At 47.7% G+C, this 22,216-nt stretch carries 18 protein-coding genes and 1 other RNA gene; 11 read left to right on the top strand and 8 right to left on the bottom strand.

Going from position 1 to position 22,216, the window contains the following annotated elements; genetic code table 11:
* Positions 1 to 134: 134 nt before the first annotated feature.
* Positions 135 to 1,346: a Bcr/CflA family multidrug efflux MFS transporter gene (locus CCE91_RS07710; RefSeq protein WP_086434607.1), complete on the top strand. Its 1,212-nt coding sequence runs from the start codon at positions 135 to 137 to the stop codon at positions 1,344 to 1,346.
* On the opposite strand, the gene CCE91_RS07705 is transcribed toward CCE91_RS07710, so the two are convergent.
* The 3 genes from CCE91_RS07705 to fadE all read right to left on the bottom strand — a co-directional run bounded on the left by CCE91_RS07705 (position 1,298) and on the right by fadE (position 6,862).
* Positions 1,298 to 2,626, bottom strand: coding sequence for a DEAD/DEAH box helicase (locus CCE91_RS07705; protein WP_086434606.1), 1,329 nt, complete (start codon positions 2,624 to 2,626; stop codon positions 1,298 to 1,300). The genes CCE91_RS07710 and CCE91_RS07705 overlap by 49 nt on opposite strands.
* Before the next feature lie 102 nt (positions 2,627 to 2,728).
* Positions 2,729 to 4,297, bottom strand: coding sequence for an AbgT family transporter (locus CCE91_RS07700; protein ID WP_086434605.1), 1,569 nt, complete (start codon positions 4,295 to 4,297; stop codon positions 2,729 to 2,731).
* 114 nt (positions 4,298 to 4,411) lie between these two features.
* Positions 4,412 to 6,862, bottom strand: coding sequence for an acyl-CoA dehydrogenase FadE (gene fadE / locus CCE91_RS07695; protein WP_086434604.1), 2,451 nt, complete (start codon positions 6,860 to 6,862; stop codon positions 4,412 to 4,414).
* 246 nt (positions 6,863 to 7,108) lie between these two features.
* Between fadE and CCE91_RS07690 the strand changes: the two genes are divergently transcribed.
* Positions 7,109 to 7,897 (top strand): DUF3108 domain-containing protein, encoded by a 789-nt coding sequence (locus tag CCE91_RS07690; protein WP_086434603.1) that lies wholly within the window; start codon positions 7,109 to 7,111, stop codon positions 7,895 to 7,897.
* 9 nt (positions 7,898 to 7,906) lie between these two features.
* Here CCE91_RS07690 and purN read toward each other — a convergent pair whose 3' ends face one another.
* Both purN and purM read right to left on the bottom strand, forming a co-directional pair.
* Positions 7,907 to 8,572 carry a phosphoribosylglycinamide formyltransferase gene (gene purN, locus CCE91_RS07685; protein WP_086434602.1) on the bottom strand — a complete coding sequence of 222 codons (666 nt, stop codon included), beginning with the start codon at positions 8,570 to 8,572 and terminating at the stop codon, positions 7,907 to 7,909.
* Positions 8,572 to 9,627 (bottom strand): phosphoribosylformylglycinamidine cyclo-ligase, encoded by a 1,056-nt coding sequence (purM, locus tag CCE91_RS07680; protein WP_086434601.1) that lies wholly within the window; start codon positions 9,625 to 9,627, stop codon positions 8,572 to 8,574. The genes purN and purM overlap by 1 nt, the downstream gene beginning before the upstream one ends.
* A gap of 154 nt (positions 9,628 to 9,781) precedes the next feature.
* On the opposite strand from purM, the gene rimI reads away from it, so the two are divergent.
* The 7 genes from rimI to CCE91_RS07645 all read left to right on the top strand — a co-directional run bounded on the left by rimI (position 9,782) and on the right by CCE91_RS07645 (position 17,783).
* Positions 9,782 to 10,936 carry a ribosomal protein S18-alanine N-acetyltransferase gene (gene rimI / locus CCE91_RS07675; RefSeq protein WP_234996282.1) on the top strand — a complete coding sequence of 385 codons (1,155 nt, stop codon included), beginning with the start codon at positions 9,782 to 9,784 and terminating at the stop codon, positions 10,934 to 10,936.
* Positions 10,937 to 10,999: 63 nt separating this feature from the next.
* Positions 11,000 to 12,109 (top strand): NADH:flavin oxidoreductase, encoded by a 1,110-nt coding sequence (locus CCE91_RS07670; RefSeq protein WP_086434600.1) that lies wholly within the window; start codon positions 11,000 to 11,002, stop codon positions 12,107 to 12,109.
* 76 nt (positions 12,110 to 12,185) lie between these two features.
* Positions 12,186 to 12,544: a transfer-messenger RNA gene (gene ssrA, locus CCE91_RS07665) on the top strand.
* Between the two features lie 393 nt (positions 12,545 to 12,937).
* Positions 12,938 to 14,269: a putative bifunctional diguanylate cyclase/phosphodiesterase gene (locus CCE91_RS07660; protein ID WP_086434599.1), complete on the top strand. Its 1,332-nt coding sequence runs from the start codon at positions 12,938 to 12,940 to the stop codon at positions 14,267 to 14,269.
* A gap of 138 nt (positions 14,270 to 14,407) precedes the next feature.
* The gene (locus CCE91_RS07655) at positions 14,408 to 14,755 is read left to right on the top strand and encodes a hypothetical protein (protein WP_086434598.1); all 348 of its coding nucleotides are present in this window, start codon (positions 14,408 to 14,410) and stop codon (positions 14,753 to 14,755) included.
* A 38-nt stretch (positions 14,756 to 14,793) separates the two neighbouring features.
* Positions 14,794 to 15,384, top strand: coding sequence for a CBS domain-containing protein (locus tag CCE91_RS07650; RefSeq protein WP_086434597.1), 591 nt, complete (start codon positions 14,794 to 14,796; stop codon positions 15,382 to 15,384).
* A 245-nt stretch (positions 15,385 to 15,629) separates the two neighbouring features.
* Entirely contained in the window at positions 15,630 to 17,783 is a 2,154-nt protein-coding gene (locus CCE91_RS07645) for a S8 family peptidase (RefSeq protein ID WP_198677969.1), read from the top strand.
* Positions 17,784 to 17,875: 92 nt separating this feature from the next.
* Here CCE91_RS07645 and CCE91_RS07640 read toward each other — a convergent pair whose 3' ends face one another.
* Entirely contained in the window at positions 17,876 to 18,430 is a 555-nt protein-coding gene (locus tag CCE91_RS07640) for a hypothetical protein (protein ID WP_086434596.1), read from the bottom strand.
* A 143-nt stretch (positions 18,431 to 18,573) separates the two neighbouring features.
* The gene (locus CCE91_RS07635) at positions 18,574 to 19,083 is read right to left on the bottom strand and encodes an SRPBCC domain-containing protein (protein ID WP_198677970.1); all 510 of its coding nucleotides are present in this window, start codon (positions 19,081 to 19,083) and stop codon (positions 18,574 to 18,576) included.
* 162 nt (positions 19,084 to 19,245) lie between these two features.
* On the opposite strand from CCE91_RS07635, the gene CCE91_RS07630 reads away from it, so the two are divergent.
* Both CCE91_RS07630 and CCE91_RS07625 read left to right on the top strand, forming a co-directional pair.
* The gene (locus CCE91_RS07630) at positions 19,246 to 19,464 is read left to right on the top strand and encodes a type II toxin-antitoxin system Phd/YefM family antitoxin (RefSeq protein WP_086434595.1); all 219 of its coding nucleotides are present in this window, start codon (positions 19,246 to 19,248) and stop codon (positions 19,462 to 19,464) included.
* Positions 19,465 to 19,468: 4 nt separating this feature from the next.
* Positions 19,469 to 19,825 carry a hypothetical protein gene (locus CCE91_RS07625; RefSeq protein ID WP_086434888.1) on the top strand — a complete coding sequence of 119 codons (357 nt, stop codon included), beginning with the start codon at positions 19,469 to 19,471 and terminating at the stop codon, positions 19,823 to 19,825.
* Between the two features lie 219 nt (positions 19,826 to 20,044).
* Here the strand turns inward: CCE91_RS07625 and CCE91_RS07620 are convergent, their stop codons facing one another.
* A complete protein-coding gene (locus CCE91_RS07620) occupies positions 20,045 to 22,204 on the bottom strand; it encodes an EAL domain-containing protein (protein WP_159454938.1) in 2,160 nt (719 codons plus the stop codon).
* Positions 22,205 to 22,216: the final 12 nt, after the last annotated feature.

Raw genomic sequence — 22,216 nt, 5'->3', positions numbered from 1 at the left:
GCTTATTTAAATCGGCGGCAAATCAAGATTAACAATTGGACGTTTAGATGTCCATATAAAAATAACGCTGTGGTATAATTTTGCCCATAATCAACAGCCAGCAGGCTCCACCCAAAACAAAGGCCGTTCAAAGAATGCAGAATCCACCGGTATCCGAGCACGCCAGATTTGATTTAGTCGTAGTATTGCTGGCTATGCTAACGGCGTTCGGCCCGCTTTCTATTGACATGTACTTGCCAGCTTTTAACGATATTGCGCAAACCTATCAAACGGATTCCAGCGGTGTTGAGTTATCGCTTACGGCGTTTTTCTTCGGACTATTCATTGGCCAGTTGCTGTACGGCACAGTTTCCGACCGCTTTGGTCGGAAACCACCACTGTATTTTGGTTTGGTTATTTACATTATCAGTTCGCTGGCCTGTGCCTATGCGCCGAACTTAGAAACCCTGGTGGTGTTACGCTTTGTGCAAGCCATTGGTGCTTGTGCGGGGCTGGTCATAGCGCGGGCTATGGTGCGAGACTTGTATACGCCGCAAGCTTCAGCGCGGGTATTTTCGTTCCTGATTCTGGTAATGGGCATAGCACCAATACTGGCGCCATTAATGGGTGCTTACATCACCATGCTATTTGGCTGGCAGGCCATATTTCTAATTGTGGCGGCACTGGGTGTGGCGTGCTTAATTACCATTCATAAAGTGCTTCCGGAAACCCGGGCGCCCGACGTAGCAGTGCGTATTAGCGGCAGTTTAACCACCTATTGGGGCGTACTGAAAGATCCGGCATTCCTGCGCTATTCGTTAACCGGCGGAATTTCGCAGGCAGGTTTGTTCGCTTACATTACCGCATCGCCGTTGTTGTTTATTGATCACTTTGGCCTAAGTCCTACTTATTACAGCTGGTTATTTGGTGCGAACGCCGTAGGTATTATTGGCATGGCGCAGCTAAACGGCTGGTTGGTGCAGCGCTACACGGCCCGTACTATTTTGAATAAATCGCTGCCATTGCTGGCATTCATATCCATTGGCTTATGGTTTAGCGGCGCTTACAGTTTAGGTTTTTGGGCTGTGGTGATTCCGATATTTTTGTATATCAGTACGCTGGGAATGGTGTTTCCAAATGCCATGGCGGGAGCCCTGGCTGAGCAAGCAGAGCGCGCGGGTTCGGCGTCGGCCGTTACCGGCAGCTTGCAGTTTTTAATTGCCGGGTTAGTGTCGGCAGCAGTGAATGTAGTAGGGCAGCACCATCACCATGCCATGTTGATGGTGATGGGTAGCTGCGGTTTGGTAGCGGTAACCGTTTATCGGCTGTTGCGACGCCCGGAACCTGCGCCTGAGCGCGAGTTCTGAGAGTCACGACGTTGACCGCCGCCAGCACGACCGGCGTTACCACCACGGCCTGACTGATTGCGACCCTGACCACCACCTTGACTACGTTGGCCACGGCCATTTTGTAGTGGTTCGGCTTTAATGCTCGGATCCACTTCATAGCCGGGTACAAGTTCTTCAGGTATTTTGTTTTTGGTAACGCGTTCGATATCACGCAGCAGTTTATGCTCGTCTATACAAACCAGTGAAATAGCTTCACCTTCGCTACCGGCACGGCCAGTACGACCAATACGGTGCACGTAATCTTCAGCAACCTGCGGCAACTCATAGTTCACCACGTGTGGAAGCTCATCAATATCAATACCACGTGCAGCAATGTCGGTAGCTACCAATACGCGTAGCTTGCCAGCTTTAAACTGCGCCAATGCCTTGGTACGCGCGGCCTGGCTTTTATTGCCATGAATCGCAAGCGCCGGCAGGCCATCGTCAGTTAGCTGGGTAGCCAACCGGTTAGCACCGTGTTTGGTACGGGTAAATACCAGCACCTGACGCCAGTTGCGGCTACCAATTAAGTAGCTTAGTAACTCACGCTTACGCTTTTTGTCTACCGGGAACACGCGCTGTTCAATGCGATCAGCAGTGGCGTTACGGCGGGCAACTTCAATATGTTTAGGTTCGGTCAGGAATTGCTTTGACAGTGCCTTAATTTCGTCCGAGAAAGTGGCCGAGAACAGCAAGGTTTGGCGTTTTGCCGGAACCAGCTTCAGCACTTTCTTAATGTCGTGAATAAAGCCCATGTCGAGCATGCGGTCGGCTTCATCCAATACTAATACTTCAACTTTGCTTAAATCCAGCGTGCCCTGACGGCAATGGTCAAGCAAACGGCCTGGGGTAGCTACCAGAATATCAACGCCACGACGTAACTTGTCGATTTGCGGATTAATACCAACGCCACCAAAAATAACCAGTGATTTTAAACCGGTGTATTTAGCGTAAGTGTTCAGGTTGTCTTCAACCTGTGCGGCCAGTTCACGGGTCGGTGTTAAAATAAGCGCGCGTATGGCGGGCTTACCGGCAGGCTTCTGAGCGCTTAATTTATGCAGCAGTGGCAGGGTAAAACCAGCGGTTTTACCAGTACCGGTTTGCGCGCCGGCCAACAAGTCGTGCCCGGCCAGAACCACAGGAATTGCCTGTTGCTGAACTGGGGTCGGGGTGGTGTAACCGCACTCGGTGACGGCACGTAAAATAGCATCGTTAAGACCCAACTCGTTAAAAGAGCTGGTAGTTTGTTCTGAAGACATGAAACTCCGGGAATTTATAAAAAGGAGGAACCACTGTGGTACATCTGGTCGGCAGTATACCACAGTGGGGCCATTAGGGTTAGTTTGACGTGTGCCCTGCGGTTAGGGGGTTACCGCAGGGTAGTAGGTAGGGGCGTTTATACCAACTGGCATATCAAAGCCAAATACCCAGATAAAGAACAGCGCGCTCCAGCCCAGCATAAACACAATACTGTAGGGCAGCATGGTGGCAATTAAGGTACCAATACCAAGATCTTTCTTATAGCGCACGGCCACCGCCAAAATTAACCCGAAGTAACTCATCATGGGCGTAATAATGTTGGTGGTTGAGTCACCAATCCGATAAGCCACCTGAATAACTTCCGGCGAGTAGCCGATAATCATGAGCATAGGCACAAAAATTGGTGCGGTAATGGCCCACTGGGCTGAAGCAGAGCCCAGCATCAGATTCACAAAAGCACACATGGCAATAAAGAGTACGAATACCACCGGGCCGGTCAGGCCAGCGCTGGTTAGGAATTCGGCACCTTTTACCGCGAAAATACTACCGAAGTTAGTCCAGCCGAAAAAGGCCACAAACTGTGCTGCAAAGAACACCAGCACTATGTACATGCCCATGGTGCTCATGCTGTTCGACATGGCATCAATTACGTCACGGTCGGTTTTCATAACGCCGGTTATCCAGCCGTACACAAAGCCAGGAATCGCGAAGGTAATAAAGATAAAGGCGACAATGCCCTTTAAGAACGGTGAGTTTCTAACTTCACCCGTTTCAGGATTACGCAGAATACCCCATTCAGGCACTATGGTGAACGCAAGCAAAATAGCTAGCACAAGAAAGCTGATACCGGCACCAATCATGCCGCGTTTTTCCAGCTTGGTTAGTGATTCAATTTTTTGCTCTTCTAAATCAATGCTGGCTTCACTAGGGTCATATTTACCCAGCTTAGGCTCTACAATTTTTTCGGTAACCACGGTACCCATAATGGCAATTAAGAAAGTACTTATAGCCATGAAATACCAGTTAGCTTCAGCACCAACCAAGTAGTCCGGATCAATTAAGTTGGCTGCTTTGGTGGTAATACCGGCCAGTAAGGGGTCAACGGTACCAATTAACAGGTTGGCGCTGTAGCCGGCTGAAACACCGGCAAAGGCCGCCGCCAAACCAGCTAACGGGTGACGCCCTAACGAATGGAAGATCATGGCGGAAAGCGGCACCAACACGACATAACCAAGCTCGGCTGCCGTATTAGAAATAACCCCGGCGAATACCACGGCTACGGTAACCGCACGTGGGTGTGCGTTCATCACCAGGCCGCGCATAGCGGCAGACAACAAGCCTGAACGTTCGGCAATACCAACACCCAACAAGGCCACCAATACGGTACCCAGCGGTGTAAAGCCGGTGAAGTTAGTGACCAGGCTGGTAACTATGCGTTGCAAGCCTTCGGCATTCATTAAGCTAACGGCTTCAATAATGCCGCCGCCCGGGCGTGGATCTTGTGCGCTTAAACCAAAGTAGCCGGCAATGCCGCTGCCAATAATAATCAGTAAACAGAAAATGGCGAACAGAGTAATAGGGTGGGGTAATAAATTACCCAGCCATTCGACCGTATCGAGAAAGCGGGTAAAAGCACCGCGCTTGGTCGTCGTATTCGAAGGATGCGTCATGCAGCACGAACTCCTGATAGCGTATTTATTGTTATAAGAAGCGATGGATTGTACACGAAAAAAAACGGCGCCACAGGGCGCCGTTTTAATTTTTACGAATTTAGGAAGTGGTAACTATGCCGCTTCGCTGGTTTTAGCTTTCTTCTGATAGTTACGAGCAGCCTCGCCCGCCATCAGTTCAGCATGGTCAAAGTCGTCTACGTTAATTACTTTCAGGCGACCTTGCTCAGCGCGTTCCAGCAGTGCTACTTCGTCATCGCTCAGTACGCCAAGCTCTTTACCTTTGGCTGCAACTTTGTGCAGTTGGGTAAATGGCAGACGTTGCTTCGCTGCTTTACAAACACGGTCATACAACGGCTCTGCCGCAATAATATCAACCAGAGTTTGCTCAAGGAAACCAAACTGACCTTCCGGAGCCACAAACTGACCGGCACCTAAGCGTGAACGGGTTTCGTTCGGTTGCATTAGCATGCGCGCTACTTTGTGGTCGGTTTTATCGCTTGGTTGCTTGGCAATACGGCCAAACGGATACATGATAACTTTCATTACTTTGCCAACGCCGCCGAAGTTGTCCAGCAGGGCCAGTTGTGATTCCTGCAACTTATACAGTGAATCTTCAACACCCCAGCGCAGCAGCGACAAGTCTTCTTTTAAACGACCTTCATCTTCGAAACGCTTCAGCGTGGCAGAAGCTAAGTACAGGTAGCTCAGCATATCGCCTAAACGCGCTGAAATACGCTCTTTACGCTTCAGTGAACCACCTAACACGCCCATCGCAACGTCAGACAACAACGCCAGGTTTGAGCTGAAACGGTTCATTTGCTGGTAGTACACTTTGGTGCTGTCACTGTAAGGTGAAGCACTCAAGCGGTGACCACCTAAACCTAAGAACAGTGAACGGACAAAGTTGCTCATGGCAAAGCCAATGTGACCGAAAATAGCTTTATCAAAGCGTTTCAGGCCAGCCGCGCTGTGATCAGCTGAGGCTTCCATTTCTTCCAGTACATATGGATGGCAGCGAATAGCACCCTGACCATAAATCATCATGCTACGGGTCAGAATGTTTGCACCTTCCACGGTAATAGCAACAGGAACGCCCTGATAGCCACGACCTAAATAGTTGTTCGGACCTAAGCAAATACCTTTACCACCATGAATGTCCATAGCATCGTCCATGCACTGACGTAATTTCTCAGTCATGTGGTATTTAGCAATTGCCGAAATGACCGAAGGTTTCTCGCCTAAATCGATACCTGTGGTAGACAATGAAGTTACTGCGTCCATCAGGTAAGCATTACCGCCAATGCGTGCCATGGCTTCTTCAACGCCTTCCATTTTACCAATTGGCAATTTGAACTGGCGACGAATGCGCGAGTAGGCACCGGTAGCCAGCGCGATAGATTTGATACCACCAGCACTGTTTGAAGGTAGGGTAATAGCACGACCAACCGACAAACACTCAACCAGCATACGCCAGCCTTTACCGGCCATTTTCTCGCCACCGATAATGAAATCAAGTGGTACGAATACGTCTTCACCACGAATCGGGCCATTCATAAATGGCACGTTCAGCGGGAAGTGGCGACGGCCAATTTCCATGCCTTTGGTGTCGCGTGGAATTAACGCAGCAGTAATACCAAGTTCTTTAGTGTCGCCCAGCAAGCCGTCCGGATCGTTCAGTTTGAACGCCAGACCAATTACCGTAGCAACGGGTGCCAGAGTGATATAACGCTTGTTGAAGTTCAGCTTAATACCAACAATTTCTTTGCCTTCCCACTCGCCTTTGCACACTACGCCAGTGTCTGGAATAGCGCCGGCATCAGAGCCAGCTTCAGGGCTGGTCAGGGCAAAACAAGGCACTTCTTCACCTTTCGCTAGGCGCGGCAGGTAGTAGTTTTTCTGTTCGTCAGTACCGTAGTGCTGTAACAGCTCACCCGGACCTAATGAGTTAGGTACGCCAACGGTACTGGCCAGTACCGTACTTACACCAGCAAGCTTCTGTAGTACACGTGACTGTGCATAAGCACTGAATTCTAAACCGCCATATTCTTTCTTGATGATCATGGCGAAGAATTTATTGTCTTTCAGGTACTGCCACATTTCCGGAGGCATGTCTGCTAACGAGTGGGTGATTTCCCAGTCGTTACACATTTTACAAACTTCTTCTACCGGGCCGTCCAGGAACGCCTGCTCTTCAGCAGAAAGTTCAGACTTTTTAATGCTGTGCAGCTTTTTCCAGTCTGGTGCACCACGGAACAGCTCGCCTTCCCACCAAACGGTACCGGCATCGATAGCGTCTTTTTCAGTGGTCGACATTTCCGGCATTACGCTGCGGTACATTTTCAGCAGTGGTTTTGTTAACAGGCTGGTACGCAGTGGCGCCAGGTTCAGTGGAATCAGAACCAGTGCTAACAGAACCCAAAGTACAGGACCAACAATGCCTGCCCATTGGCCAACAGCAAATAAACCTACCAGTGCGGCACTGGTAAGCAGCAGCGATGCGCGCTGATACATTAAAACGCCTAGCACTAAAAGGCTGGCAATAATCCAAAGTGTGATACTCATAGTTGTACTCCGTACTTCAACCTGTCATCTAACCTATAACCGAGTTAGAGGTCTGACCAGTAAAATTTATGCGACCAAATTATAGCAAATAAAGGGCAAATTCAAGGTAAATTTGAACGCGCGTTTGAATTTTTACAGCTAGCAAGTGTCAACTTGTGTAGCCAGTTGCGCTTTGTGCACCGCGCTTGTGCCTACTAAGCTGAAGCGCTATTCTAAAATTAGTTATAAAAACAGAGGTTTGTAGATATGTTTCTAGCCCCAAAAGGCATCGGTACCCAATTCACAAAGCTCGCGAATTTATGCGTAGTGGCCGGTTTTATGATGGCTACGGCAATGCCTGCGGCAGCCACGCATGACAAGGTTGAGCAGTCCGATTTAACGCCCTTTAAAGCTGACTACGTGGTTACCAGAGGCGGCTCTGACTACGGCCATGCCGTGCGTACTCTACAAACTACGAAAAATGACGCCTATAAGCTCACTATGATGACCGACATTTCCTGGTTGTTTTTATCGGATAAGCGCACTTTTAACAGTGAGTTCAAGCTGAAAGACAATAGAGTTCAGCCATTGGTTTTTAGCTATTCACGTACGGGCACAGGTTCGGACAAGAGCTTTGCGGCGCGCTTTGATTACGATCAGCAGCGGTTGGTAAATCAGGCCAATGACAAGGCGGTAGGGCTAGAGTGGAACGCAAACAGACTGGATGAAGCCAGTGCCTTGGTGCAATTACAGCGCGACGTTGCGCAAGCGGATAAAGCCGATAGTAAAACCCGCGAATGGCAATATAACGTGGTAGACGAGAAGGGCGCCGATGACACCCTGAAGTTTCGCTGGAAGAGCAAAAAGGAAGTTCAGTTACCCTACGGCACGCTCGAAACTATTGTGGTGGAGCGGGTACGAGAAAACAGTTCGCGAGTTACTGACTACTGGTTTGCACCAGAGTTAAACTACAACTTAGTGCGTATGTATCAAGCCAAAGATGGCGACGAAACCGCCACCCTTGAGCTTAAAAATTATGAAACGACTGCGCAATAGCTTTCGAGCTTAGTCGGTAGCATACCCCTGCGAGCCAAGCAGTTCGCCGTCTAACATGGCACCTTGGGCGGTTAAGCGCAGGCGGTCAGCACAAAACCACTGACATACCAGCGGATAAATACGGTATTCCTGCTCGTGAATACGTTCCTGTAAATCGGCTGCGGTGTCGTCTTCAAACACCGGAATTTTAGCTTGCAGAACTACCGGACCGCCATCTAACTCTTCGGTTACGAAATGCACACTCACACCATGCTCGGTATCACCGGCATCCAGGGCTCGCTGGTGGGTGTTAATACCTTTGTATTTTGGTAACAGCGAAGGGTGTATGTTCAGCATGCGACCCGCAAAATGCTGTGTAATTGGCTGCGTTAAAATACGCATAAAACCCGCCAGCACAATCAGGTCTGGCTGATAGGTTTCAATTAACGCCTGCAGTTGCACGTCGTAGGTTTCACGCTCGGCGAAATCTTTGTGCGACAACACTGCTGTGGAAATACCTTCGGCTTCAGCCTTGGCTAAACCGCCGGCAGATTCCTTGTTAGCAATAACACCAACCAGTTCGCCATTTATGTAACCAGCTTCACAGGCGCGATGCAGCGCCATCATGTTGGTGCCTGAGCCGCTGATTAGCGCAACAATACGTTTTTTCTGCTGTGCGTTTTGCTGATCTGGCATTAGCAAGTTTCGTCCGCGCGAATATCTACCTGAGCTTCGTCGTCGGCGGCACTTTCAATGTGGCCAATTAACCAGGCGTCTTCGCCTTCGGCGTTCAGAATTTTCAGTGCTTCATCAACTTGGTCTTTTGGTAGGGCAATAACCAAACCAACGCCACAATTGAAAGTACGGTACATTTCGCGAGTACTTACGTTGCCGTTCTCACGCAACCAGTCAAAAATTACCGGCCAGTCCCAGCTATTGCCGTCGATTACGGCTTTAGTGTTGGCAGGTAATACGCGCGGGATGTTCTCCCAGAAACCGCCACCGGTAATGTGCGAAATTGCATGCACAGGAACAGTTTCAAGCAGTTTCAGCACTGACTTCACATAAATACGCGTAGGCTCTAACAAATGCTCAGCCAGGCTCTTACCATGGAATTCAGCTTGTACATCGGCACTGCTTACTTCAATAATCTTGCGGATTAATGAAAAGCCATTCGAGTGTGGACCACTAGAGGCCAATGCAATTAAAGCATCACCGGCCGCTACTTTGGTGCCGTCAATAATGTTTTCTTTTTCTACAACGCCGACACAAAAACCAGCGATGTCGTAATCACCATGCTGATACATGCCCGGCATTTCTGCAGTTTCACCACCAATTAAGGCACAGCCGGCTTGTTCACAGCCTGCGCCAATACCGGTAACTACGTCGGCCGCAACATCAACATCCAGCTTGCCGGTAGCGTAGTAATCCAGGAAGAACAGAGGTTCAGCGCCTTGCACAATCAAGTCGTTTACGCACATGGCAACCAAATCAATACCCACGGTATCGTGTTTTTGCAGGTCAATGGCTAAACGTAACTTGGTGCCGACGCCGTCGGTACCAGATACCAGCACCGGGTGCTTATATTTGGTTGGCAATTCACATAATGCGCCAAAGCCACCCAGACCACCCATAACTTCAGGGCGCGCCGTGCGCTTAGTAACACCTTTTATACGCTCTACCAGTGCATTTCCGGCATCAATATCAACGCCTGCATCTTTATAGCTCAGAGAAGGTTTTTGGTCGCTCACGGAAAGTCCTCAATTAATGGCTCAGGCGGCTGCTGCGAGGGAAACGTAACAGCCTTAAAAAATTTGCGCGTAAGTTTACCACTTCTCAGCATCAGGTGCGATATAATGGCGCAGGTTTCCACCCATATTTTGTTAAAACGGCAGTATATATACCATGAACTCGATGAACAAAGCTGCGGCTCAAGCCGCGCCTGACAATGCTGTGCCTTGTTCACTCGAGCGGGCAACTCTGGCCCATGTGCCGGAATTGGTGACCATAGAACAGCGCAGTTTTCATATTGATCGCATTAGCGAACGCAGCTTTAAGCGGTTTATCAGCCAGAACATTGGTGATTTCCGGGTTGCCGTGCAAAACGATCAGGTGGTTGGCTATTACATTGTATTGTATCGGCAAGCTACCAACCTGGCGCGGCTGTATTCACTAGCGGTAGATCCCGACTTTAGACGCCAGGGTATTGGCCGAAAGTTACTGGCTGCAGCCGAGCACGATGCCGACGAGCGCCACTGCCTGTTTTTACGCCTGGAAGTGCAACTGGATAATCAAGCTGCACTGGCGTTGTATCATCAGCAAAACTACTACGACATGGAAATACGTGCCGAGTACTACGAAGACGACACCGACGCGCTGGTGCTGCAGAAGTTGTTACCACGCTATCAACCCAGCGGTGAGCAGCGGCTGGTACCTTATTTAACTCAAAGCACCGAGTTCACCTGCGGCCCGGCAAGCCTGCTCATGGCCATGGCCTATTTTGATATTCCAAGCGCTGAACACCAGCATGAAGAATTGGAAATATGGCGTGAAGCGACCACTATATTTATGACCTCCGGCCACGGCGGTTGTGGTCCGCATGGGTTAGCGCGCGCGGCGGTTCGCCGGGGCATGGCGGTAACTGTGCACGTAAGTAAGTCCGGCCCGTTATTGATGGACTCGGTGCGTAACGAAGAGAAAAAACGCATTATGAGCCGCATTCAGCAGGCCGATATTAATGCGCTGGAAAGTGCCGGTGTGCCCATAGAAGTAGGGGACTACAGTCTGGACCAGTTGCGCAGCGACTTAGACAGCGGCAAATTAGTAGTGGCGTTAATAAGCACCTATGTGTTCGATCAAAGCAAAGCGCCGCACTGGGTGTTAATTTGTGCTGCAGACGACGAATATGTGTATATAAACGACCCCGATCAGGACACCTTTGCCTGGCAATCGGCAGCCGATAGACAATATTTACCCATTCCTCACAATACCTTCAAACGCGCCTTTGGCTATGGCTCTCGTAAGCAAAAAGCAGCTTTGGTTTTGTCAGCCGCCCTTTAAAATCATCCATTTCGGTCCTATATCTGTATATAGACATAGTTTAAAGCAGACAAAAGGATTGTTATGACAGGCATTTTAGAGAACGAGTTTAGTACTACTGAGTTCGCGGAAATGAAGTTGGACAACCGCTTTGTGCTCGCCCCTATGACGCGTGTGAGTGCCGACCCCGACGGTTGTGCCAACGAACTTATGGCCGATCACTACGAGCGCTATGCAAAAGGCGGCTTCGGTTTATTGATTACTGAAGGCACCTATTTAGACAAAGACGCGAGCCAGGGTTACGCCAATCAACCAGGCATTGCCGACGTACCGCAAACCGAAGCTTGGGAACCCATAGTAAAACGTGTGCACGACGCTGGTGCGAAAATTATTTTGCAATTGATGCACGCTGGTGCACAAATGCAGTACAACCGATTTACCGAAACTCCAATTGGTGTGAGCGAGCAGCAGCCTAAGGGTAACCCGCTTGGCTTATACGGCGATCAGGAAAACTGGTACGACGTAAAACCTATGGACGAACACGAGTTCGATCAGGTTATGAATGCCTTTGTTGCTGCGGTAAAACGTGCTCACGAAGCCGGGTTTGACGGGGTAGAATTGCACGCCGCCAACGGTTACCTGCTAAACGAATTCCTAAGCACTCATTTTAACGATCGTAAAGACCAGTGGGGCGGCGGCATTGAAGAACGTGCCAAGTTTATTCTGATGTTGGTGAAAGCAGCTCGTTCCTCGGTGCCCGATGATTTCAGTATTGGTATTCGCCTGTCGCAGATTACGATTACCGACAGCGACTATCAGTTACCCGAAGGTGAAGAGGGCTTTGAATGGCTGGTAAAAGAGTTGAAGAAAGCTGGTGTTAGCTTCATTCATACCACCGACAACGACGTTAACCGTAAGTCACTGAAAGATGGTGACCGCTCACTGGCGCAAGTAGTGCGCGATGTGGGTGTACCTTTGATTATTAATGGTGGTATCACCGAAGATAACTACGAAGAGTTAGGCGAAGAGTACCCGGACGCGTTAATGGCGCTGGCGAAAAAAGCGCTGGCAAACCCTGATTTTGTGAAGCGGGTGAAAGGTAATGACGAAGTGAAAGATCTCGACTTCGAAATGCTGCAACCTGTTGCCAACATTGAGAACGAACTCAAATGGCGCGAGCAGAACGCAGACTAGTGTTACCCACTAACAACGCTGGCTAATTGCCAGCGTTCGGTGGTATAATTACTACGTACTTGAGTTAAGAATACCCGGGGCTGATATGGATTCGACGGGATATACGAAACCCAAGGTGCATGCCGAGGTGAGGCTGGCCTCGTAAAAAGCCTCAACTTTATAGTTGCAAACGACGACAACTACGCTCTAGCGGCTTAATAACCCGCTGTGCCTGCCCCCCAGCGCTTTGTCTATGAGACTGGATCAGGGCAGCTAACCCTAAAGTAGACTCGCGTGGATGCTTCGCCCGGAGCTGAAGCGTTAAAACCAATCGGGCTCGTTAGTGCTGAAGCCTGTTAGTTGGCGTCACACTGATTAACTAAATAACTGACTAAGCATGTAGTACCGAGGATGTAGGTATTGCGGACGGGGGTTCAACTCCCCCCAGCTCCACCAATCCAAATAAAAAGCCGCTCTCATGAGCGGCTTTTTTGTGTCTGAATCCCCGCGTTTAAAGGATTTTAGGCGATCTTCCATTCTCAGATAATCTCACGATATTACAGAGTAACCTAACGTTTTTGTATTCCTGAGTGGTAGTCAACAATTCGGGAATACAACGATTGGAAAAATTGATATGCCGCAAGCTGGAGATCACCCGAGCCGGCTCGTCTGTCAAGTATGGCTGTGGATATAATGTAAAAGTAAGACTAGTCTAATAACAAGGTGCTTTTGTCCTTTTACAGCATTATCTAGAACTGGTACTTAAATGAGGTTAATTAATAGGCCCTATGCGAAAGAATATCCTGAGCATTACTAGAAAATTCCGCTGCAAAGGGGGAGGAGGATCGAATGGCTTTTTTTACAAAGAGCACAAATACGCGCGATGTTTCTGCTGAGAGAGATTCTCGCACTAAGCTGCTTTCCAGAAACGAATTTTACCGAGATGTGAACCCCTTAATATCGGACGGGAAATTATTAATCGAGTCTCTTGCCCTGATGGTTATTGATATAGAAGGGTTTGACTTTATTTTACGTACCTTCGGCCCCGGTCAACGAGATAACGTTATTGAACAAGTTTCTCGGAGAATTCAGCAACTAATCGGTAACGATCATGTTCTCTATCATATTACTCAAGATCGGTTTGCTCTCATTTATTGTGAAGTGAATTTAGCTGAAGTAGAAAAAATGGCAGCTAAGCTTCTTCAATCCTTGAAAGATCCATTTGAAGTGAGTGGTGTTGCTTACAATCTGGACGGTTATATCGGACTGAGTTCTTTTCCCGACGACGCTTCGTCTGTTTCCGAACTAGTAAGAACGGCGGTGTTCGCTTGTGATAAAGCTCGCAGAGTAGACGGCCGATACATGCTGTATGAGAAGCATCAGGACGATAAAGAACGAGAGCGATTCTATCTGTTGCTCGATCTTGAAAAGGCGTTAATCAATGATGCTGAGATTGAAGTTGCGTATCAGCCTCAGATTAATTTAGACACAGGCAAAATTTATGGTGTTGAAGCACTGTGCCGATGGCGTCACCCCAAGCATGGCATTATACCGCCCGGTCATTTTTTGCCCTTTGTTGAGCATAGTCCGTTAATGATGCCGCTCACCGAAAAAATTCTACGCACAAGCCTCGCAGATACTGCAGACTGGGATAAACTCGGGTTTAGCGGAAGTTTAGCGGTAAACCTGAGCACAACATTATTCGGTGTGCCTGACATGATGGACCGGTTTAGTGAGCTACTTGATGCCAGCCCAATTAATGCCAACAGAATCCATTTTGAAATCACCGAAACAAGTGTAATGGAACGTCGGAACCGTGCCGTTAAGATTCTCTCTGAATTGAAAAGCTCTGGCTACGGAATTGCTATGGATGACTTTGGCACTGGCCATTCATCGCTGGCCTACATATCTGATTTACCGATAGATACTATAAAGATAGATATGCATTTTGTTCAAAATATGGATAAACCCTGGGGTAGAGCCATTGTGGGCGCCGCTTCTGCATTAGCTGAAAATTTAAATCTGAGAACCTGCGCAGAAGGTATTGAAACTGAGGAGCAACTTAAAGCTTGCGAAGAATTAGGAGTTTCATTTGGCCAGGGGTACTTTATTGGCAAGCCTATGTTCAGAACCGAACTTGAAGGTTGGCTGAAAACGAATTCTGCCGCTGGTGTAGCCTGACGTTTCACGTCAGGTGCGATGCTCCCATCAAAACAATGCGAACTGCAATAACTAGTTCTGTGCCACTTGAAAAAATAACCATAGAACCGCATATTTATTACTAATACGGCTCTTATCGCTAATTTGAGTAATCAGCCCATGCAGGCAATGCGTTTTTGGTTTTTCACACTATTTATAAGTCTGTTGGTAACGCCAGCAGGCGCGAATAGTGTTGGTAACTCAAAAACAGCCGCTAACACTGAAAGCAATAGAAGCATTCATGGTGGGCTTGCTTCAATTGGCAAGTTTGGCCTGGTAGCCCCTACATTACCAAGCTTAGAGTCGCCTACGGAACAAGAGCCTGGCGATCAGCCGGACGTTAGTGTCAACGTTAGTTATAACGTTAAATCAGTCGGCGCAATTGAAATTGCGTTTTCCAAGCCGTTATCTTTTAGCGAATCCGCTTATAGCCAGAAACAACCGAGAGCGCCACCTCATACCATTTAGTCAAATTCCTTTCTTCTTGATTAAATGGAGTACTTACCATGAGTGTATACCACAGTTTGCAATGGTCAGCGGACGCTGACCATTATCCCTTAGCCGTTAAACCAGAAGTAACAGTTACCGAGCACAAATTAAGTTGGCACCAGCCGGCCGTGTTGGTGATGGATGACTTTCTGAAACGCACCCCGTTGCGGTTTAACCGCAGTACACCGTTACCGGTGGTTGAGCAAAAGATCAATCAATCGACGGAACGTTATGCGTGCATTGTAGACAGTGCAGGGGGGTTAATAGGAATGCTTTCAAAGAAAGATATTCACGGGCCTAAAAGTATTGCGTTAGCAACTCAGCGGCAATCTTCGTGGGGTGAATTAATGGCAGAAGACATGATGATTGCGGTGTCGAAAATTCCCCAAGTAACCTTGCTCTCGTTAAATAAAGCGCGCATTGGCGATGCGGCGGCAACCCTGCAACAAGCGAACGCTGAGTATTTACTGATTCATGATCCGCGTGCCGATGAAAGTGATTCGGTACGTGGCGTGATTAGTAGACTGGGAATTGTTGAGCACACCGGGGAATCGGTGCGACTATATCACTGGGCTTCATCTTTCTCGGAAATTGTCGACGCGTTGTAAAAAAAGACCACGCCTCGCTATAAAAATAACGCGGGGCGTGGCTTCCTAATGTTGGGTTGCCATCGGCTGATAAAGCTTTGTATAGCCCTCTTATTTCAACCTTGTGTTCTGTCCAGAATAAAACCTTCTTTACCTTTCCTTTGCAATTCTCTATCGGTCATTCTATTTACATTTATTTTACATGTGTTACAAATTGTAACGTCGATTTTTCGGCGTTTTTTTTATACAGAACAAAAGGTAACTTAATGTTTAAAAACAATAAAAACAAATACAGTAAGAAGCACAGTGCGATAGCGCTGGCATTGGTGGCGTCGCTGGGTAGCGTTGCTTTATCAAGTAACGTAGTGGCCGCAGAGGGAGTCAACCAAGGCAAGGGCAAGGCTACTACAAAACAGCCGACTGAGTTATCAGCTGGCTTCATCATTGAGTTTAAAAAGAACTCACGCTTAATGAATGAAGTGGCTCAGGCAGCATCTGCTGGCGGTCAGGCTCGAGCTGCAGAAGTAGCCAATCAGGCCAGCCGAGTTGCGCAGGAGCTTTCTAGCGAACTCGGTACTAAGCTGAAGTTTAGTCGTGGTATGGGTCTTCCGGGGCGTTTTGTGTTTGACTCAGAAAAACGCATGAATTCGAAACAAGCTGAGCGGATGTTGCAGAAAATCAAAAATCATCCACAGGTTGAATCGGTCGAAGTTAACCAATTACTACAGCACTTTGCGACGCCTAATGATCCGCAATATTCTGACCAGTGGCATTACTATGAAGGCAACGGTGGTTTGAATGTGCCTTTAGCATGGGAAGCGGCAACCGGTCAGGGTGTTGTGGTGGCGGTTCTGGATACTGGCTATCGTCCGCATGCTGATTTAAATGCCAATATTTTGCCCGGCTACGACATGATTTCGGACCCATTTATTGGGAACGATGGGAATGGTCGCGACAGCGATGCAAGTGACCCTGGTGACTGGACTAGTGCCGGTGCCTGCGGGAATGGCTTTCCGGAGCAAGATCGTTCGTCCAGTTGGCATGGTACCCATGTGGCCGGCACCATTGCAGCGGTAACGAATAACAACAGCGGTGTTGCTGGCGTTGCTTATAACGCGAATGTTGTTCCGGTGCGGGTGCTCGGTCGTTGCGGCGGTACAACAGCCGATATTGCTGACGGCATCATTTGGGCGTCAGGTGGTAACGTGTCAGGTGTGCCAGGCAACAATAATCCGGCTGACGTTATTAACATGAGTTTAGGTGGGCAGGGCAGTTGTTCAAGCACCACCCAGCAAGCGATTAACCTTGCGCGTGGTAACGGCTCAACCGTGGTGATTGCGTCTGGTAACAGCAATTCGAACTCAAGCAATTTCAACCCTGGTAACTGTAGCGGCGTAGTGAATGTTGCGGCAACCAATCGTGACGGTGGCCGGTCATATTACTCGAACTTCGGTACCAACGTAGATGTTGCTGCTCCAGGTGGTGCGCAATCTTTCGCTAATGACCCAAATGGGGTGTTGTCCACCTACAACTCAGGTTCAAGCACGCCAGGGTCTGATAGCTATAGCTACAGTCAGGGTACTTCCATGGCAGCTCCCCATGTGGCTGGTGTGGCAGCGCTGATCAAGGAAGCGAATCCGTCAGCGTCACCTGATGAAGTTGAGTCTATATTGAAGCAAACCTCTCGCTCCTTCCCTAGTTCTTGCAGTGGTTGTGGCACCGGTATTGTCGACGCCTTTGCAGCTGTTGACCTCGCATTAGGTGGCGGCGGTTCGGGCGGCCCGGGTGAAAACGAACTAGAAAATGGTGTGGTTGAGTCGAACTTGAGCGGCGCAACCGGTAGTGAAGTGATGTACACCATGACCGTGCCAGCTGGTGCGTCGGACTTGTCATTCTCAATGTCTGGTGGTTCTGGTGATGCTGACTTGTATGTACGTTTTGGTTCAGAACCAACATTGAATACCTGGGATTGTCGTCCGTACGTAGGCGGAAATAATGAAACCTGCGACATTGCGAACGCTCAGGAAGGTACTTATTACGTGATGGTACAAGGTTACTCTGCTTATAGCGGCGTATCCTTAGTAGGTGAGTACACGGGTGGTTCAACCGGTGGCGGTTCTGGTGGTGATACCTACGATAACTTATCCGCTTCAACTGGCAACTGGGTACGTTACACCGTTGAAGTTCCGGCTGGCACCAGCAGTTTGAATGTCGAAATTTCAGGTGGATCAGGCGATGCTGATTTGTACTTGAATTACGGTAGCCAACCAAGCACCTCAACCTGGGATTGCCGTCCGTACCTTGGTGGTAATAATGAAACTTGCAGTGTGAATTCGCCGCAAGCGGGTACTTATCATATCGGCATTCGTGCTTATCAGTCTTTTAGTGGTGTGACTTTAGAAACAGCCTACACAGACTAAGCTGATTTGAGCTTTACAAACAATGCAAAGCCCACCTGTTTGGTGGGCTTTTTTGTGACCTGATTTTAGTGAACCACCGTGAACGGTAATTATTAGTTCCAGCGCACCAAAGTAATAGGTACAGCACCGCCGGTATAGTCAAACTCCACTTCTACCAAGCCACCGCTTTGGCTAATTGCAACTAAGCTGGCGCAATCAAGGTTTTGAGCGCATAAAAAGCTGTATCCAAAAAAACCGAATACTCCCGAGCTTTTCTCGGTAAAAGAGCCTCGCGTTAGTTCGACATCGCTGTAAATGTAGCTAGTGCCAATGGCATCAGGTTCTGCGCTAATCACTTCAACTAATTTGAAATAAGTAGTCCCATCACTGGTTTGAAAAGTAACTAACCGGAGTTCATAAGAGGTACCAAATTGGTATTCAAAATCAAAAACATCATCTACAAAAATTATCTGGCCGTTGTCGAGTTGCGCGGGGACACCAATTAGGGGGCTTAATGCGACACCAGGGCCGTAATAAACAGGGTTTGATGGCGCGCTTATAGTGTATTCCTGAGGTTGCACGGGCTCTGGTGAGCTGTCGTTACAACCGAGTAAATAGCAAGCTGACAGGGCTAGCAATACCGAACGTACAAATGTTGTGAATCTCATGTTCATACAATCCTAATTAATGTAATCGTTGTTAACATTTCAGGAGTGTGCTTTGAAAGCAAGAGATTCTGTAGGTGATCGGTTTTTTGTTTAACAACTGTGAGGGTAGTTGTGAAGGCAGTTGCGAGGGCTGTGCGGATACCTTATTGCTGGTATCCGCCAAACGAGGCCAGTTGCTGTGACAGCACGCCGTCAACAATGGGTGCAAGCCGGGTGAAATCCATGGTTGGATAACCGCCGACAATGTAATCCAGGCTGAGAAGGTTGTCGGCAAAGGTGATTGTCATAGTGCCGCTCATTCCCAGCGATTGCAGCGGCCCGAGCCCGCCGACTAAACGCAGCGCTTTATTGGGGTCTACGTAAGTTATTTGCATGTGTTGTGCTTGCCGGTCGCCATCAATCTCACAAAAACAGCCACCAGCAGTGGCATTTAGCGACAATTTGCCGGCGTCACCAAACCAGGTGTGGTCATTCAACCACCAGCCACTAATATGATTCACGAAGCGGTCGTAGCCTTCTTGCGCGCTGCCGTCAAAAGTCTGCTCAAGCTTAATTTGGAAACCATGTTCTGACGAGGAAGCGACTTCGGCTTTACTTGAAGCGGTAAACATTAAGAACAAACTGGCTAGGGTAATAGTTAGTGTGGTTTTCATTCGTGGAATCTCATTGATTTTTATTGATGTTATAGCGCGCTGGCTAAGACTTGTCGATGCTCGAGGAGCATTCTGGTCTAAGAACAGAAGATTTTACTACCATTGCTCAAAATCTGTTGCTAACATTAAATCAGTCTTTAAAAAGCCTTTTTAGAGGTTGGTATGAGAACCGAAACTGTTACTTATCTGAAAGAGAACGCTAACTCACTTGAGCTGAAGGAAGATTTACTTGTAACGAAGAAGGGCAAGCCAGCTTATGTGGTTCAGTCTTATGATGATTATGAGTTCCAGCAGGAAACACTCGCGTTGCTGAAAGTGATTCGTTTGTCAGAGAAATCCTTGCAAGACGGGGCTCTGGAACTTGATGATGCGTTCGAGTGACACTATGGCCACCGTCGCAAAGAAAAAATATAGGGTAGTTGCATCTCCATTATTCAAGTTGTCTTTGCAGCGATTTAGGGCATTTTTAGCTCGAAGTAACTCTTCTGAATTCGCACTGAACACATCGTTAGATATCAAACGTCGCATCGAACAAGAGCTGACTGAAAACCCTGAGCTAGCGCCAGTTAGCGAACGATTATTTGACTTAGGTTTGACGGAGTATCGTCAGTGGGCTTTGGATGAACACAATGTGGTATTTTACAAAGTTCATAGCACAGAATATAGAATCGAATTACTGCTGATAATAGACAGTCGACAAAGTGCGCGTAAGCTACTGTTTGAATTAAATCTGCTGATTTAAATTGGCGACATCCAGACTTATGCTGTTGTCATTTTTCTTGAATTTTTGAAATATAAATAAGCGAAGTAAATAAATCCGGCGAAAGGAATAACAGCGTTCCATATAACCGTATAAGTACTTACTAATAAAAGATTATCGGCTTTCCCTGACAATAACTTGGCTGTTACGACTACACATAAAACAATATTCAAAATGCTTAACTAACTAACGAAAGTTAAATTAAGTAGCCATGTATCTTCCAAGAAAGCTAAGGAAATCCGCTTCCGGAAGTGGTTTTGAAATAAAGTAACCCTGTGCGCAATCGCATCCAAGCTCGCGCAGTAGCTCCAGGGTTTTCTCATCTTCTACACCTTCGGCTACGGTCTTAAGATTGAGGTGATCAGCGAGTACTAATGTAGATTTTATAATGTTGCAGTTCTTTATGTTTTTAAGCATATTTGAGACAAACGAACGGTCAATTTTCAATTCTTGAATTGGAAACATACTGAGATAGGCTAATGAGGAATAACCTGTTCCGAAATCATCAATCGAAACTTTTACTCCAAGGTCTTTCAACTGCTGCAATACCTCGCTAATACGCTCACTTTCATTAGAGAAGCTGGTTTCAGTTAGTTCCAGTTTTAAATCACAGAACTGGCCTTTATGGCGTTTTACTGTCTTTTTAAGCGTACTTACAAAGTTGGAGCCAGCAAGATCAAGAGCAGAAACATTCACACTTAAGGTCATTGGTCGATTTTCCCGGCGTAATTTTGCAGCGATACGCATAGCTTCATCAATCATCAGCGCGGTTACTTGAGATACAAATCCCAATTTCTCAACGAGCGGAATAAAAATGTCAGGGGTAAGAAAGCCGAGTGTAGGATGTTGCCACCGCACCAAAGCTTCTGCACCTATTATTTCTTCACTTTCAATATCTACCTGAGCCTGAAAAACAGCATGCATACCTTTGAGTGAGCCACCTCTGAAGGCTGCAATAATTTCCTGATGTCTTGGGTCGGGTGCCATAGCACAATCATAAAGAACCCAGTCTTTATGATTCGTTAACGCTACCGAAAGCGCAGAATCTGCATTCGAAAGAAGGGTGTCGCTATTGGTTCCGTGATCAGGGAAACTAGCAGAACCAGCCACGTATTTCGAATAGGGGAGCTCTTCTGCCTGATTAACGGACAGCAGCCGGAAAAACTCTTTTATTTCAGGACTATCGGAAAAAACTGCAAAAATACCGCGTCCATAATAGCAACAGGGCCCAGTTATTTTTGCATCAAGTAATGAAGTAATAAATGTAATTAGATCTTTGGAATAAGACTGCCCTAATGTGCCGCGAACTTCGTTTAGATAAACGAGTTTAAAAATCAATAATTCGCAGTTGGTCGGCTTACTTTTTATCGCGTCATCCACTAGCTGACAAAAGTGATGGGGGCGTGGCAGTCCTGTCTCAGTTTCATGTTCGGCCAGAAACTTAGCTTCAAGTTTCGATTGCTTCGCGCGAGATAATGCAAGATTAAGATGGGCGGTTTTACACCGCAGCCGTCGTTGTAAAATCCATGACCATAGTAAAAACGTAGTCATTAATAGAATTGCCGCTATAGCTGTATAACCAATATAAAACGGCACTTGAACGGTATAATAATCACCCGAGTTTATATCAGGTTCCCATTTTTCATAAATCTCTTGATAATCGCCGGAGGTGAATACTGAGTTTAGTGACTCTTGTAGCCATGCGTGCAGCTTGTTGTCCGCTTTTCTTACCGCGAAGGCATAGTCACGTGGCCAAAATGGCGGGCTAGCGCGTGATAAAGGTAGTTCATGAACGTCGATAAGGAGATCTGCCGTGGACTCGGTTAATAGCGCGAAATCAGCAGTGCCTGCAGTTACTGCTTCAAGTGCTTCAAGAGCGTTGGAAACTAAAACTAAATTCACTTCGAGGTTTTCAGTGATTAGCTGTTTATGTGCGAACGACAGCTCTTCCATAGCCACACTCTTACCCACGACATATTCAATACCACCTACAGCAGGCTGATTATCAGTTCCGTAAATAGCATGGCTCACCACAAAAAAGGGTGTCGTAAATTGAAACTCTTGCTGCCGCTGTTCTGATATGAACATCGGAAGAATATCTATCTCGCCGTTTCTCAGTGCCAGTTCCATTTCACTCCAGGAACCAAGTTTGTGCTGAACAGCGGCACCTCCTACCTGACTCACCTGACGAGCCAAGTCAACATTAAAGCCTGCTGGTATACCTCTATTAAGCCACTCGAATGGGGGATATGACGAGTCTCCACCGAAAATTACCTTGCTGGGAGGCGCAGAGGTACCTTCGTTAGCTAGAGCTGGCGAGAGGGGGATAACTGGCAGTAAGCTTATTAAAAGAAGCGCCATGCGGCACTTTTT

Origin of the sequence: Pseudidiomarina planktonica (genome assembly GCF_900177775.1) — a bacterium.
GTDB lineage: Bacteria > Pseudomonadota > Gammaproteobacteria > Enterobacterales > Alteromonadaceae > Pseudidiomarina > Pseudidiomarina planktonica.
The sequence above is the reverse complement of the archived record's forward strand: the minus strand, read 5'-3'. Positions and strand labels throughout refer to the sequence as shown.

Bases quoted from the DNA above. Each gene is read 5' to 3' on its own strand.
- CCE91_RS07710 (WP_086434607.1), top strand. From the start codon at position 135: ATGCAGAATCCACCGGTATCCGAGCACGCCAGATTTGATTTAGTCGTA.
- CCE91_RS07705 (WP_086434606.1), bottom strand. From the start codon at position 2,626: ATGTCTTCAGAACAAACTACCAGCTCTTTTAACGAGTTGGGTCTTAAC.
- CCE91_RS07700 (WP_086434605.1), bottom strand. From the start codon at position 4,297: ATGACGCATCCTTCGAATACGACGACCAAGCGCGGTGCTTTTACCCGC.
- fadE (WP_086434604.1), bottom strand. From the start codon at position 6,862: ATGAGTATCACACTTTGGATTATTGCCAGCCTTTTAGTGCTAGGCGTT.
- CCE91_RS07690 (WP_086434603.1), top strand. From the start codon at position 7,109: ATGTTTCTAGCCCCAAAAGGCATCGGTACCCAATTCACAAAGCTCGCG.
- purN (WP_086434602.1), bottom strand. From the start codon at position 8,572: ATGCCAGATCAGCAAAACGCACAGCAGAAAAAACGTATTGTTGCGCTA.
- rimI (WP_234996282.1), top strand. From the start codon at position 9,782: ATGAACTCGATGAACAAAGCTGCGGCTCAAGCCGCGCCTGACAATGCT.
- CCE91_RS07670 (WP_086434600.1), top strand. From the start codon at position 11,000: ATGACAGGCATTTTAGAGAACGAGTTTAGTACTACTGAGTTCGCGGAA.
- CCE91_RS07660 (WP_086434599.1), top strand. From the start codon at position 12,938: ATGGCTTTTTTTACAAAGAGCACAAATACGCGCGATGTTTCTGCTGAG.
- CCE91_RS07655 (WP_086434598.1), top strand. From the start codon at position 14,408: ATGCAGGCAATGCGTTTTTGGTTTTTCACACTATTTATAAGTCTGTTG.
- CCE91_RS07650 (WP_086434597.1), top strand. From the start codon at position 14,794: ATGAGTGTATACCACAGTTTGCAATGGTCAGCGGACGCTGACCATTAT.
- CCE91_RS07645 (WP_198677969.1), top strand. From the start codon at position 15,630: ATGTTTAAAAACAATAAAAACAAATACAGTAAGAAGCACAGTGCGATA.
- CCE91_RS07640 (WP_086434596.1), bottom strand. From the start codon at position 18,430: ATGAGATTCACAACATTTGTACGTTCGGTATTGCTAGCCCTGTCAGCT.
- CCE91_RS07635 (WP_198677970.1), bottom strand. From the start codon at position 19,083: ATGAAAACCACACTAACTATTACCCTAGCCAGTTTGTTCTTAATGTTT.
- CCE91_RS07630 (WP_086434595.1), top strand. From the start codon at position 19,246: ATGAGAACCGAAACTGTTACTTATCTGAAAGAGAACGCTAACTCACTT.
- CCE91_RS07625 (WP_086434888.1), top strand. From the start codon at position 19,469: ATGGCCACCGTCGCAAAGAAAAAATATAGGGTAGTTGCATCTCCATTA.
- CCE91_RS07620 (WP_159454938.1), bottom strand. From the start codon at position 22,204: ATGGCGCTTCTTTTAATAAGCTTACTGCCAGTTATCCCCCTCTCGCCA.